This window comes from Glaciecola sp. XM2, assembly GCF_018595715.1.
GTDB lineage: Bacteria > Pseudomonadota > Gammaproteobacteria > Enterobacterales > Alteromonadaceae > Glaciecola.
The window spans coordinates 155,638-169,707 of the sequence record NZ_JAHEOJ010000020.1 but is presented as its reverse complement, the minus strand read 5'-3'; the positions used below and the strand labels follow the sequence as shown (position 1 = coordinate 169,707).

The 14,070-nt window shown below is 45.0% G+C and carries 10 protein-coding genes and 1 pseudogene; 1 reads left to right on the top strand and 10 read right to left on the bottom strand.

Annotated elements, in window-relative coordinates:
* Positions 1–157: 157 nt before the first annotated feature.
* On the bottom strand, positions 158–1,312 hold the full coding sequence (locus KJ365_RS05425; RefSeq protein ID WP_214450617.1) for a serine hydrolase domain-containing protein: 1,155 nt from the start codon (positions 1,310–1,312) through the stop codon (positions 158–160).
* Between the two features lie 162 nt (positions 1,313–1,474).
* On the opposite strand from KJ365_RS05425, the gene KJ365_RS05420 reads away from it, so the two are divergent.
* Positions 1,475–2,329 carry a hypothetical protein gene (locus tag KJ365_RS05420; protein WP_214450616.1) on the top strand — a complete coding sequence of 285 codons (855 nt, stop codon included), beginning with the start codon at positions 1,475–1,477 and terminating at the stop codon, positions 2,327–2,329.
* Between the two features lie 54 nt (positions 2,330–2,383).
* Here KJ365_RS05420 and katG read toward each other — a convergent pair whose 3' ends face one another.
* From katG to nudF, 9 genes and pseudogenes are all read right to left on the bottom strand, one after another.
* On the bottom strand, positions 2,384–4,645 hold the full coding sequence (katG, locus tag KJ365_RS05415) for a catalase/peroxidase HPI (RefSeq protein ID WP_214450615.1): 2,262 nt from the start codon (positions 4,643–4,645) through the stop codon (positions 2,384–2,386).
* Positions 4,646–4,923: 278 nt separating this feature from the next.
* A complete protein-coding gene (locus KJ365_RS05410; protein WP_214450614.1) occupies positions 4,924–5,991 on the bottom strand; it encodes an alpha/beta hydrolase in 1,068 nt (355 codons plus the stop codon).
* A gap of 57 nt (positions 5,992–6,048) precedes the next feature.
* Entirely contained in the window at positions 6,049–7,749 is a 1,701-nt protein-coding gene (gene dld, locus KJ365_RS05405) for a D-lactate dehydrogenase (RefSeq protein ID WP_214450613.1), read from the bottom strand.
* Between the two features lie 166 nt (positions 7,750–7,915).
* Positions 7,916–8,776, bottom strand: a complete 861-nt coding sequence (locus KJ365_RS05400; protein ID WP_214450612.1) for a TraB/GumN family protein — start codon at positions 8,774–8,776, stop codon at positions 7,916–7,918.
* A 102-nt stretch (positions 8,777–8,878) separates the two neighbouring features.
* Positions 8,879–10,165, bottom strand: coding sequence for a YfiM family lipoprotein (locus tag KJ365_RS05395; protein WP_214450611.1), 1,287 nt, complete (start codon positions 10,163–10,165; stop codon positions 8,879–8,881).
* Positions 10,166–10,174: 9 nt separating this feature from the next.
* A complete protein-coding gene (parE, locus tag KJ365_RS05390) occupies positions 10,175–12,067 on the bottom strand; it encodes a DNA topoisomerase IV subunit B (RefSeq protein WP_214450610.1) in 1,893 nt (630 codons plus the stop codon).
* A 213-nt stretch (positions 12,068–12,280) separates the two neighbouring features.
* Positions 12,281–12,865: a YqiA/YcfP family alpha/beta fold hydrolase gene (locus KJ365_RS05385; RefSeq protein ID WP_214450609.1), complete on the bottom strand. Its 585-nt coding sequence runs from the start codon at positions 12,863–12,865 to the stop codon at positions 12,281–12,283.
* Between the two features lie 36 nt (positions 12,866–12,901).
* The gene (locus KJ365_RS05380) at positions 12,902–13,336 is read right to left on the bottom strand and encodes a DUF1249 domain-containing protein (protein ID WP_250884044.1); all 435 of its coding nucleotides are present in this window, start codon (positions 13,334–13,336) and stop codon (positions 12,902–12,904) included.
* Between the two features lie 6 nt (positions 13,337–13,342).
* A pseudogene (gene nudF / locus KJ365_RS05375) lies at positions 13,343–13,966 on the bottom strand (ADP-ribose diphosphatase); the annotation flags it as partial.
* Between the last annotated feature and the right edge of the window lie 104 nt (positions 13,967–14,070).

The following is a 14,070-nucleotide window of genomic DNA, read 5'->3' as shown; positions in this document are numbered from 1 at the left end:
ATAAAGAAAACAAACTACCTGATAATCTTTATCATGCTAAAGGTATGTCATGGGCTCAGCGGTTGAAGCGCGTCTTCAATATTGATATTACTTAGAGCGAAAAGTGAGTGAAATACAGTGTATAAACATCATCGTTGTTCAAAAAATATGGGCACGTTTATAGGGCACTTCGTACGCGTTTTACAAACTCACCTATTTGACTTGGCTCTAACCAGCGAGTGACAATGACTACGTCATGTTCACGGTCAATGACAATAAAGTTACCGCCAAAACCGGCTGCGTAGAACAAGCTTTCATCATCAACCTGCTCCCATTTGCGCGGCCCTTTATTTAACCACCACATGTAGCCATAGCTTTCATAGGCCGGTGAAGGTGTTAAGGCGGCCTTTATCCAGCTTTTGGAGATAAGCTGTTGCTCATTCCACCTGCCATCGCGCTCAAACAATAAACCAAATCGCGCTTGGTCAAAGGTATTGACAAAAATCCCTGCGCCGCTGTGACCGCCCCCGGTGACAGACTGCATTTTCTTGCCATCTATTGTTACCCAAGCATGATCATATCCATACCAGCGCCACGTTGTAGAAGCGCCAATCGGATCCATAATGTGCTCTTTTAAGACCTGCGGTAGGGGCTGGCGAAATACATTGAGTAGTGAATATGCGAGTAAATTCACACGTACGTCGTTGTACTCCATAACGCTGCCGGGGGTTCTTAATTCTCGGTATTTCCAATCGTCTAGATCACCCTCAGCAGGCGGTCGGTCGGCCCAATCTTTGATACCGAACAGCTCACCAGACCAATCAGACGACTGGTTAAGTAAGTGCTCCCAAGAGACCTGACTGTTGTGTCGACCGTCAAATTCTCCGGTCCACACATATTCGCTCACCAAATCATCGGTTTTTGCAATCAGTCCTTTATCTACCGCCAAACCGGCTACGGTGGTTAAATAGCTTTTCGTTACGCTGAAGGTCATATCAACCCGACTCGGTTCACCCCACTGCCCAACGATATAGCCATTTTTAAGAATCAGTCCTGTTGGGCCTCCACGCTTTCGAGTGGGCCCGAGAATTTCGTGAAAGGGCTCGCGTTCAAACCCCTTTAAAATAGCTATTCTTAAATCTTTGGAACCCGAATATTCATTACTTTGTGCAAAGGCGATTGCATCATCTAAAAGGGCTTGATCCATGCCAAACTCACTTGCAGGCTTACTTTCCCACTGACCACTGGCAGGAAAATAGTCATCACCAGCCGCATACAGCGAACTTGTAGAGCCCAAAACTAATAACACTGAACAGATAAATGCTAAGCGCATAATGTAACCTTATGATTTATTCGTTATTCTTGTAGTCGCAACATAGCGCAATCGGTCAACAAGCTCAATACACCTGTGTGTTGAACTTAACTAAGTAAGTAATATCAGATACATCAGATACTCGATAGCGCGTTAATTAGATAACCAAGGATGCACATTTCAATGCTAACAATACGTCGATTTGGCCTTAGCATTTTCATGTTTTTGACCTTCATTCCCTTAAGCGCACATAGCCAAGCAACCCCTGCGATCAGCAATATTTCCAAATCACAGCTAGCGAGTATTGGCGACAAAATTTATCAAAACGAGACGGGCTCAAATCCCGAATACTTGGTGGCTTGGAACGATGGTGAATCTTTTGCGAGCGTCGGCATAGGACATTTCATCTGGTTTCCGGAGGGCTTACAAAGCCCATTCACTGAAACCTTTCCGCAGTTGGTTGAATATCTCGTTGCCCAAGGGGTCGATGTACCTCAATGGCTCATAGAGGCCAAGGATTGTCCATGGGAGACTAAAGCAGACTTTATCAATGCAAAGCGAAGCGATCGAATGCAAGACGTCAAGGCTTTAATGCTATCGACGTTTGAACATCAAATTGCGTTTATTCACCAACGGATGCAAGCAGCGTTACCTAAAATGGTTGAGCATCTAGACCAAAAACAAGCCGATAAGACGCAGGTCGCAGAACAAAGCACGATTATCACTACCTACTTCAACCAACTGGCAGCTACAGAACTTGGCCTATATTCGCTGATTGATTACGTTAACTTTAAAGGCGAAGGTACGGCAGCTTCCGAGCGCTATGAAAATCAAGGCTGGGGATTGTTACAAGTACTACAAACCATGCATTCAAACTTATCAAGCAAAGAGAGCGTGCAGCCTACTGACATCCATGTGGCGTTTAGCGACGCTTGCATTTACGTATTATCCCGAAGAGTGAACAACTCACCTCAGCAAGAAGTTGAGCAAAAATGGCTAGCTGGCTGGACTAGGCGTTGTCAAACATATGCTCAGTAGCATAAAAAAGCGCCGCTAAGGTATCCCTTGCGGCGCTTGTATTTCAGCCGTTGATTAACGGTCGATATTCATTACTTTCGTCCACGACTTCACAAAGTCTTGTACGAATTTCTCTTTTGACGTGTCATACGCATAGACTTCAGCAATGGCACGTAACTCTGAGTTAGAACCAAAAATCAAATCTACTGAAGTAGCGGTCCACTTAGGTGCGCCCGTTGCACGGTCAAAACCTTCATAAACACCATCTTCAGACGCTTTTTGCCACACAGTACCCATATCAAGTAAGTTAACAAAAAAGTCGTTTGTTAGCGTACTAGGGTTATTCGTCAACACACCATGCTTGGCGCCACCATGATTAGCATCAAGAGCACGCATGCCGCCGACTAGTACGGTCATTTCTGGTACCGACAGATTCAATTGATCGGCTTTGTCGATAAGCAGTTCAGTTGGCGACTCATAACTTGTTTCGCTGTTAAAGTAGTTTCTAAAACCATCTGCGCTAAGCTCTAACAAACTAAATGAATTTACATCTGTTTGTTCTTGTGTGGCATCACCACGACCCGGTGTAAAAGGTACGCTAATATCATAGCCGGCATCTTTTGCCGCTTTTTCTATCGCTGCAGCGCCACCTAATACAATCAGATCTGCTAATGAAACTTGCTTGCGGTTAAAGAAGCCACCGTTGAAGTCTTCTTGAATTTGCTTTAATGCATCAACGACTTTAGCGGTCTCTGCGGGATTGTTTACAGCCCAATCTTTTTGAGGAGCCAATGCAATGCGTGCACCGTTAGCACCGCCACGCATGTCTGAATCGCGATAGCTTGCAGCAGATGCCCATGCAACGCGCACAAGCTCAGGAACGGTTAAGCCCGTTTCAAGTATTTTGGCTTTAAGGTCAGCAACGTCATCTTGGTCGATATCTGATTGCGTCTCTGCAGAAATAGGATCTTGCCAAATATGAATCTCTTGTGGCACCTCTTTACCCAAGAAGTTTCTTGGTGGGCCCATATCTCTATGAGTAAGCTTATACCAAGCTTTTGCAAAGGCTAAACGATACTCTTCTGGGTCAGCAAGGAAACGCTCAGCGATTTTGCGATACTCAGGGTCGAACTTCAGCGCTAAATCTGCGGTGGTCATCACTGGAGGGTTAAACTTACCTTCAATGTGAGCGTCAGGCACAATTGCGTGTAATGACTCATCGGTAGGGATCCATTGGATAGCACCGGCTGGACTGCGAGTTTGTTTCCATTCGAAGTTCAGTAAGTTACTCAAATACAGCGACGTCCAACGAGTCGGCGCTTGTGTCCATGCCCCTTCAAGACCGCTAGTCACTGTATCTTCAGAATGGCCCTTGCCACAGTTGTTTTTCCAACCTAACCCTTGCTCTTCGATGCCCGCAGCGCCTGGTTCAGCTTCTAGACAATCAGCAGGTTTATGTGCACCATGCATTTTACCAAAGGTGTGACCACCGGCGATAAGCGCTAAGGTTTCTTCATCATTCATCGCCATGCGCTCAAACGCAACACGAATATTTTTTGCTGAACCGACTGGATCAGGCACGCCGCGGGGACCTTCTGGGTTGACATAAATAAGACCCATGTGAGTTGCACCTAAAGGACGTTGAAGCTGACCATCTTTGTCTTCTCTGTCAGATGCAAGCATCTCGACTTCAGGTCCCCAGTAAACGATATCTGGCTCCCAATCGTCAGCACGACCGCCGGCAAACCCATAAGTTTCAAATCCCATATTTTCTAATGCAACATTACCTGCTAACACCATCAAATCGGCCCAAGAGAGTGCTTCACCGTATTTTTGTTTTACCGGCCACAGTAGTCGTCTTGCTTTATCAAGGTTACCATTGTCTGGCCAACTGTTTAACGGGTCAAAGCGCTGCTGTCCACCATCTGCGCCGCCTCGGCCATCTAATGTGCGATAAGTACCCGCACTGTGCCACGTCATACGAATGAAAAACGGGCCATAGTTGCCAAAGTCAGCCGGCCACCAGTCTTGAGAGGTTGTGAGGAGGGCATCAATATCGCTCTTTGCAGCATCTAAATCGAGGCTGTTAAAGGCGTCTGCGTAGTTAAAATCTGCACCATACGGGTTTGAACGTCCGTCATGGTCACGCAAGGCAGACAGGTCTAGTTGATCTGGCCACCAAAATTGGTTGCTTTTAGGTTGCCCTGCTTGCACGCTTCCAGTGCCCATAGCGCCCTTAGGCTTGCTAACTTCTTGAGCATGTACGCTTGCAAAACCAGACAATATCATGCTCACGGCACATACTGTGGCTTTGGAAAGTATCTTCGATTTTTTCATTTTTGTGTCCTTAATATGAAAGACTCAGGTGTGTGTACATGTCAGCCATTGGCACAACATGCGCGATATAAACCGGTGGCAATTAGAGCAATCTGATGCCAACAATTTTTTACAAAATCTTAAACTTGCTTTAACAAGCTAGTATTTAGTATAGGCACTACATTGAAAAAAGTATGTGGAGAAAAAGCGATTGGGCTAATAGGTTATTCAGATGATAAGAATTAAACGTTGGCACACCGATGCAAACTGTGGCATGCGCAAAACACGCCACGCACGGTTTAAACAAGGTTAGCCAACCTTTGGGTTGGCTCGCCTTCAAGCGAATAGCAAAAGTGAGCCATGTTTGCAGCGGTTTCACGACTGATGTCGGGGCAAGCGAGAGGAAATACCTCTATAGCGTGAATGGTACCCATCACTTGACGACACTTAGCATGAACGCCTGCACTTAAAAGGCGTCGGTAAAAATTGATCCCCTCATCACGCAATGGGTCGCATTCGTTTACACTTATCACTGTCGGCACTAAACCTTTCAACTCATCGATACTAGCAAAGTATGGCCAAGCCAAGGGATTTTGCTTGTTAAACTCATCAATCCCGTAAATCATTGCCCCTTGATTATTATGCAAATCTAGCATGATACCGTTATTTTCAGTGGATGACGGACTCTCTGCAAATGGCCACTTTCCGGCGATATAGGGGCACAGTGCATACACGCCAGAGATGATGTTCAGGCATTTGTCTCGCTTTAGTTTTAAGGCACTCGCTAAGGCTAGATTACCACCACCGCTGTCGCCGGCAATAACGATGTTATTGCGTTGAATCTTCAGTTCGTCACTATTTTCATGTACCCACTTGATACCTGATAGGCAATCGTTTAACCCAGCAGGAAATGGCGCTACCTCTTCTACTGAAGAAGGTACCAAGGCATTCCTAAAATCTACCATGACTACAGCAATGCCTTGTGCAGCCAAAATACGTGCCCACGCTTGATAATTGCCGTCAAAGCATGACATTGTGGCCATTCCCCCACCATGAATATAGTAAATACATGGCAGCACATCATCGCCTTGCTTACGCACTAGCTGCAAATTAATCGTATTTCCATCAGGCACAGAAGTAATACTGTATTTTTTAAACTGCAAACCTTGTGAGCTCGCCACAGCTTCACTGTCGCACTTATTTAAAAAGGTTTTAACTGCTGAACGTGTGGCGATTGCCCGTTCACTATTGGCAGCTTCTAAAGCCTCTTCTCTGCTTTGTACATCTCGGCTACCGCCAAGCGCAAGCTTACCGAAAACGGCTTTGATACGTGGATCGATTCGCGGATCCTGATTTATTTTACTCATATACCCTATCTATGAAGTTTGGGAGTTAAAAAACGGCTCATACCTAGGCTGGCAAACCTATAAACAGCATGCGCAATTGCGTTTGTGCTTCGACATTTTGCCTACACCCGGATTAAAGGTATTGGTCGGGTCGAGCTTTTTATAAAAGTTCTCCAACGGAGCATCTGCTTTGTATAAATGGCCAACGTTATGCTCTGCTGGGTACTTTGCTCCGCGCCCATCTAAGATTTTGAGCATCGCTTGCTTCACTTTTTCTGCATCAGCACCTTTTTTGAGCACATAATCCTGATGGAACACATGGCAAAAGAAATGGCCATAGTAAAGGGATTGTTCAATTTGCGAGCGCAGATCATCTGGCAAATGCTCTACCCAGTCGTTTTCATTGCGCTTTAAGGCAATGTCTAAAGCTAAAATGTCGCCGACGTTTTTTGCTTGCAAGGTTTGGTAACGCATTGCCGCACCAGCCGCTGCAAATCGGTGCAAAAAAGCACTCTGACTCTCGTTAGCATTGCATTCAAAAAAGGCACCATCAGCACCATTGCTGAAAAACCTTTGCAGAAATGTGCGTGCTTGTGCAATCCCCTCATCACTCATTTTCAAAATGAGATGGTGCTCAAAGTCTGCACCATATTCGAGTAACCTTTTGGGAAGATGCTCTGGGAATAGCGCGCTGATAAACTGCATGACACGGTCGGTGAAAAAAGCGGGCAACAAAGGCACTTTATTCAAAAAAGCATCTAAACGGCCTTTGATAGCAAACAGTTTTGGCATTGCGTCGGTACCAAAATGTTTGATGCTTAAGAAGGTGTCTTTTCCATACTTACGCGATATCTCAAAAATATCACGATGCATATATTCACCCACTTCCGGTAAGTGAGAAAAATGCAGCAGTATTTCTCTTCTTATTTGACTTAACACCTTTGCATCGTTAGTACCGATATAAAAGCTTTGCTCTTGCTTGGGTACCTCAAAAGTATCGAGACGAACTGCAAATACCGCTATTTTACCCGCGCAACCGCTTGCCTCATATAACCTTTTTTCATCTGCGTTAAATCGAGATGGGGTGTCTGCATCGACATCTCTTAATAGCTGCTCGTAGTCTGTTGCGGAGGCTTTAATGCTTGAGCTGATATCGCGTTTATCAAAATTACCCGTCTCCAAATTATGTAGCATCGATTCTGGTTCGCTGCCTAAATCAATGCCCAAGTGATTTACGAGTATCAACTCACCTTGCTCGTTCACTTGCGCATATATGGAGAGCTCGGTATAGGCGGGACCTCGTTTGACCAACGCGCCCCCCGAATTGTTCGCCACGCCACCAACAATGGATGCGCCTAAACAAGAGGAACCGATAACGGAGTGTGGCGCTCGATTAAGTGGCGCTAGAATGGACTCTAATGAATGTAAGGTGGCGCCAGGGAGGCTTACGACCTGCTCACCATCACCTAATACAAAAATCTTATCCATGGCCAAGGTATTGATAACGATGACATCGCGATCATAGTCTTTTCCACTAGGGGTTGAGCCTTCTGTTAATCCGGTATTGGCGGCCTGCATGATAATAATACACTGATGCTCAACACACACCTTAAGCGCTTTGTAAAAAGCAACTAATGTTTGTGGAAACAAAACCGCTAGCGCGTCACCACCACCTGTTCGCCAGCCACGTCGATAATATTGGGTCTTCTTATCATTCGTTGACACATTCGCTTCACCCAGTACATCAATCAGTTGTGTGATCACTGTATTTGTAGTCATTCACAGTCTCCGTTGATACCGCTCGCAAACGAGGCGGCGCGAAGCAAATAAAAAGATGATCACTGCATAACTACATAAGTTATGCAGTGAGATAAAGTCCGCAAGCGTATTGTCATCGTTTAACCCTGAGCGTCAATACCTTAGGACCCATCACAACGCCTATGACTTATAAACGCTCTACTTTATAGCCTTTTGCCTCTAGCATTTCTAATACACCCTCGTCGCCTGCTAAGTGAGCGGCGCCAACCAAGACGTATTCAGTATCGTCATCACCAAACATAGCTTCAATCTGAGGCATCCATTTATTGTTTCTGTCGACCATAAGCGTTTGATAAATTTCTGGGAAGTCACGTTTCATATCTACTAAACCCGCTTCCTCTAAAGCAGCTAGGTCACCGCTCTTCCATGCATTGTGAAGCTTATCAATCATACCTGCACTCTTATCGATTTCTTCTAGCGTGTATGAAATAAGTCCGTCTGGGTTACCATCATCAAAGCTGTCTAACAGGGCAATTTGACTTTCTACAGACTCTAGCCACGCAATACCCTTGCCCATTTCTAAACCCTTAGCATGATAAAAAGCATCCACCCCTTCAGCGCGGAAACCTTGTGCTTGATACTCCATGATAGTTAGGGTGAGCATCGCTCCGGTCGCTGTTAACATATCAAACTGCGCTACTGGCAAACCTTTTTCAGTTAAATAGGCGTTGAGGGCTGTAGCTGTGGGTGCTGAAAGCTGCGAGCTAAGAGTAACGCCTGGCGCTTGAAGCATCACTGGAGCCATTTTGGCTTGTATTGATGGATCACTAAAGGCGGCGATATCTGTTTCAAACACTAGCTCATCAGCAGCTTCAAACGCAATCTCATATGCTTGAGCCAACGGAAAGTCCGCATCGGTTAATAAGTGGATAGTGCCACCTACATAGACCACATCATCACCTTTGCTGACCTTAAACACTGCGGCGCTTTGCGCGTTGAAGCTAGTGCTACCTAGTAGTATGAGTAAACTTATTATTAAAACTTTCATGTCATATCGTCCTATTGTTAGTAAGTATTTAATGTAACCGATGCCAGTCAAGAATCAACTATTCTAAAGTACTGAATTTATCAAACTGACGTGCAAATGTATTTATCGTTTAGCAGAAGATATCGGCAGCGCCTCTATGCGGCTGTTGATGATCTCCAACGCCCCCAGATAAGCTGGACTATCGACCGCTTGATACTTATCTGAAAATTCTGCGCTATTTAGCCCCTCATCTAACGCCTCAATACTAGGGAAAAACAGCGCTTCGCTTGCTTCAGCTGCCATAATCGTTTGTAATTGTCGGGCGCTTCTTGGATTAACCGCTAGGGCCGCAAAATGTGTTCCCGCTAGATCAGCACAAAGGTCGACAAAGCTATATCCAGAGCCTCCTTGCCCCCTATCCATAAGCTCTTTAAATTCACCCACGGCAATACTGATCCCCTGCTCAGATAAAAGCTTAATGGCTGCAGAAAATATAAAATGCAGGCTTAAATCTTGTCTTGATGCAAGTTGAAGCCTGTTTCGCGTTGTTGGGATTTTATCAATGGCAAAACTGAGGTCGCCAATTAGGGCTGAGAAACGTCGATCACCTGCAAATATGGCTAATGCTAAGATAGCTGCTTCATTTTCTAGAGTTGCCGAGCTATTTGCGCTTAATGCTTGAGCTTCTATCATCAATGCCCGCAAATATAAGCTTAATGACGGTGTATTACTGGTGAGCTCTGCAATCGAATCAATGGAATCTAACAAACGTAAATAATGGGCAATCTTTATTTTTAGTAGCCGGTCATCATCATCGCTACTGCCGGTTTTAATCTGTTTAAATTCGCGTAATAAAGTATCGAGGGGATTGACTGAAACCATCACACCACTGGTATTCACCTCAACACTAGCAATGGATTCAATTGCTTTTGTGGCCACTACACTTTGCGTATATTGGTTGGCAACATACTCAGCCATGTTAAGCGCCAAGTTACCAGGGAGGGTCAAATTACCAACCTTCACATGCTCAAAGATAACCCCCTCACCTGAAGAAACTTCAGCCTCCAAGTTAATATATAAAGGAATGCCTAGGGGAGTTAATTTATAGCTTGCATGCAGTATTGCTAAATCTTGGTCAAACAACACATCAGCCTGAGCATGCACAAGTGCCCGCTGAACAAAACCCGCTAAACTCACAGCCTGACTCGACGTCAATGTAATTTGGTGAGGAATGTAACGCTCGCGAACCGCCTTTCGAACCTGATTGAGCAGGATATTCATGCGATTCGCTTGGTCGACTTGTTCGCTAGAAGACACTTCGATAGAAGGCGACAAATCCACAACAAGAATGAGCAGCAGAATACTGAGCCCTATAAATCCAAGTAGTGTGTATTTAATCGCTCGGAGCATGCTGTATTATCAATCGACTATTGCTAAATTACCCTTGCTTTCTAACCAAGCCTTGCGATCTGGTGAGCGTTTTTTGGCTAGCAGCATGTCCATCAGCTCGAGCATATTCTCACCGTCTTCACTGGTAAGTTGCACAAGTCTGCGCGTATTTGGGTCCATCGTCGTTTCTCTAAGCTGTAATGGGTTCATCTCACCTAATCCTTTAAAGCGTTGCACATTTACCTTACCACGCTTTTTCTCAGCCTCAATGCGATCTAAGATCCCCTGTCGTTCAGACTCGTCAAGGGCATAATACACCTCTTTGCCGATATCAATTCTAAACAGTGGCGGCATTGCAACATAGACGTGGCCTTGGTCCACAAGGGTTCTAAAATGCTTCACGAAAAGCGCGCACAACAGCGTTGCAATATGCAGACCATCTGAATCAGCATCGGCGAGAATACAAATCTTTCCATAGCGCAGACCCGAAAGGTCCTCAGAATCTGGGTCAATACCAAGTGCTACCGATATATCGTGGATCTCCTGTGACGCCAATACCTGCGATGAATCCACTTCCCAACTATTAAGAATTTTTCCGCGCAGCGGCATGATGGCTTGAAACTCTCTGTCTCTGGCCTGTTTTGCAGAGCCTCCTGCCGAGTCACCCTCCACTAGAAATAATTCAGAGCGAGCGTTATCTTGCGTTGAACAATCGGTTAACTTTCCAGGCAAAGCCGGACCAGAGGTCACTTTCTTTCTTGCTACTTTCTTACTGGCTCTTAAGCGTTTTTGCGCATTATTGATACATAGCTCAGCTAATAACTCCGCCACATCGGTATGCTGATTCAGCCACAAACTAAACGAGTCTTTTACGACACCAGAAACAAAGGCAGAGGCTTGACGAGATGACAAGCGTTCTTTTGTTTGACCTGCAAACTGCGGGTCGTGCATTTTTGTCGATAATATATAGCAGCAACGCTCCCAAATATCGTCTGCGGTAATCTTGATGCCTCTTGGCAACAGATTTCTAAATTCACAAAATTCTCGGATAGCATCAAGCAGACCTTGTCGTAAGCCATTGACGTGTGTTCCGCCTTGAGCTGTAGGAATCAGGTTAACGTAACTCTCGGTTACGAGTTCACCGCCCTCTGGTAGCCACATCACCGCCCAATCCGCGGCCTCGCCATTGCCTGAAAACTGGCCAACAAAAGGCGTGTCATTTGGTAGGGTTTCGTAGTCTTTTACAGATTGATATAAATAATCTCTCAATCCATCTTCAAAGTACCACTCTGTGCTCTCACCACTGATTTTATTGTCAAATCGAATACGTAAACCAGGGCATAAGACCGCTTTAGCGCGAAGAATATGTAAAAGTTTGCTGACCGAAAACTTTGCTGAGTCAAAATAACTCGCATCGGGCCAAAAGTGCACGCGTGTACCGGTATTGCGCTTACCACAGGTGTCGATGACCTGAAGATCTTCAATCTTATCGCCGTGAGCAAACGCCACTTGATAGACCTGACCGTCGCGCCTAATTGTCACTTCAACACGCGATGACAGAGCGTTCACCACAGAAATACCGACGCCGTGCAAACCGCCTGAATATTCATAGTTTTTATTCGAAAACTTACCTCCAGCATGCAGCTTAGTCATAATAAGCTCAACACCTGAGATTTTCTCTTCAGGATGGATGTCGACTGGCATGCCACGCCCATCATCAATCACTTCTAGCGACTGATCTTGATGCAAAATCACTTTGATAGTGGTCGCATGGCCAGCAAGCGCCTCATCAACGCTGTTATCAATGACCTCTTGACTAAGATGGTTCGGTCGAGTGGTGTCGGTATACATACCAGGACGGCGTTTGACCGGCTCTAGACCGTTTAAGACTTCAATTGCATCTGAATTATATTGATTACTCATGCTTTAGCGCTTCGTTTTTATTTTTGTAGGAATAAGGTGCTGTCGCCCCGTCATACCATGCTAGTACGTGAACTCATACACATGAGTCAAGGCGTCGCTGATGACTAGCATAGTATCAAGGTGCCACCTTACAGGCAATTTTAACTTGTGTTCGATGACGTAATGAATAGCGCGCCATAACAGACGCGATTGATACGCGGAAACTCTCAGGAATTAACGTATAAAAAACGCAAAAATATCTGCCAAGTGACGCTCATAATTAACAAAGCTATGATTACCGCCGGCTTCTATCGTCATATTCGCTCCCCTATAATATTCAACAGCGAGTCTGTAATCTAACGTTTCGTCGTCAGTTTGTAACAGGACTTTAAATCGGCTTGGGTGATTAAGGGTCGCCACGTAATAGTCGTGAATATTTTTAATGCTTTGAGGCGCAATGGTAAAGCGTTCTTGCGAATAAGGATTTTGGTGGTCTCCAATATAATCACTTAAGAGATTATATGGCGCAACCGCAGGGTTAATTAGCACCGCGCGGGCATCAAATTTTGACGCATATTTTTCAACAAAATATGTGGATAGAAAACCGCCCATGGAACTGCCAATAAAGGCAAGCTTGCCTTGAGGTAGCGTGTTAAGCAGCGCATCAATTTTATCGACTGCTTTTACAATATCACCTGATAGCTGGGGAATATGAAGATTCAGATAAGGGTAGTGCTTTGCTGCAAATGCTTCAGTCTGCTGCGCTTTTTCTGATTGGGGTGAGCTTAAAAATCCGTGTAAATATACCAAATGCTGCATATAAGTCCTTTTTAGTGGTGCAGATAAAATAATGGTTTAATTTGAGGTGGTGGTCTCAATGCGCTGCGTTAAACAAAAATGCAGCCACTCCGCTAAAAAGACGTTCACCAGAAATTTTTCATTGCGCTGATGCATATTCAAATTAGGGTACTCGTATACCGGCTGAAGCTGCGCGGTGCGCTGCGACTCAAGCACTTCGGCCACTTTTGCATCATGGTACAACCGCACAACCATGGTCGGGCTTAAATATTTAGGCGTATTTGCACTCACCTGCGACATTTCTAAAGTGCTCGTGTAGGGCGTCGATGCTATGATCTGAATCTTGTATACAAGGTCTTTGCTAATACTGAACTCATACGACAAATCTTCGCTATCGCAGTCGGGCAAAAGTTTTAACATGCACACATAGTTGTTCTCGCAAATAGCGAGAATGGTGGGTAAATGTGGCACGTAACGTCGTTTCAACTTCATTCCTATTTAGGCTAATGCTTCCCAGCGTGCCAATAAATCTTCCTTGTTGAGATAAAACCATTGTAAAGCAATTATGGCCGCCGCGTTGTCAATTTTACCTTCAGCAAGCCATTGTCTGGCCTCTGCTTCTTTTACTCGGCATACCCTTATGTCTTCGGCTTCATTTTCTAAACCATGAACACCAGAGGCATTACTCGCATCTACCTGCGCAACATAAATATGCAGCCTCTCTGTTGTGCCACCAGGGCTAGACAGATAACTAAGTACTTTGACAAGATTAAAGATGTCTATATTGCCTTCTTCTTTTGCCTCTCGCACGCATACGTCCGGTTCATCTTCACCCTCTTCAATAATCCCTGCAATGACTTCAATCAGCCATGGGTCATCAGTTGTCGCAAGCGCCGGATATCGAAACTGCTCGATAAGTACGAACTCATTTAGCACTGGATCATAAGGCAATACGGCTACTGCATGCCCTCGCTCAAAGACTTCTCGCGTAACGAGCTCACTTTGACTGCCATCATATTTCTTATGCGTGAACTGATAACGCACCATTTTAAAAAAACCTTCAAATACGCTTTCACGGCGGTGCGTGGTTACATCCTTTCTACTGAAGTTTGACATGTAGTTTTGATCCTTTCGACGATACGAGCGTTAATTTAATCGTTACAATAGCAACTTAGTTTTTGCGGCTCATTACATTCTGTTACACTTGCGCGCAAATTCTTACATGC

Excerpts from the sequence above, each read along its gene's own strand:
- KJ365_RS05425 (WP_214450617.1), bottom strand. The coding sequence starts at position 1,312 with ATGCGCTTAGCATTTATCTGTTCAGTGTTATTAGTTTTGGGCTCTACA.
- KJ365_RS05420 (WP_214450616.1), top strand. The coding sequence starts at position 1,475 with ATGCTAACAATACGTCGATTTGGCCTTAGCATTTTCATGTTTTTGACC.
- katG (WP_214450615.1), bottom strand. The coding sequence starts at position 4,645 with ATGAAAAAATCGAAGATACTTTCCAAAGCCACAGTATGTGCCGTGAGC.
- KJ365_RS05410 (WP_214450614.1), bottom strand. The coding sequence starts at position 5,991 with ATGAGTAAAATAAATCAGGATCCGCGAATCGATCCACGTATCAAAGCC.
- dld (WP_214450613.1), bottom strand. The coding sequence starts at position 7,749 with ATGACTACAAATACAGTGATCACACAACTGATTGATGTACTGGGTGAA.
- KJ365_RS05400 (WP_214450612.1), bottom strand. The coding sequence starts at position 8,776 with ATGAAAGTTTTAATAATAAGTTTACTCATACTACTAGGTAGCACTAGC.
- KJ365_RS05395 (WP_214450611.1), bottom strand. The coding sequence starts at position 10,165 with ATGCTCCGAGCGATTAAATACACACTACTTGGATTTATAGGGCTCAGT.
- parE (WP_214450610.1), bottom strand. The coding sequence starts at position 12,067 with ATGAGTAATCAATATAATTCAGATGCAATTGAAGTCTTAAACGGTCTA.
- KJ365_RS05385 (WP_214450609.1), bottom strand. The coding sequence starts at position 12,865 with ATGCAGCATTTGGTATATTTACACGGATTTTTAAGCTCACCCCAATCA.
- KJ365_RS05380 (WP_250884044.1), bottom strand. The coding sequence starts at position 13,336 with ATGAAGTTGAAACGACGTTACGTGCCACATTTACCCACCATTCTCGCT.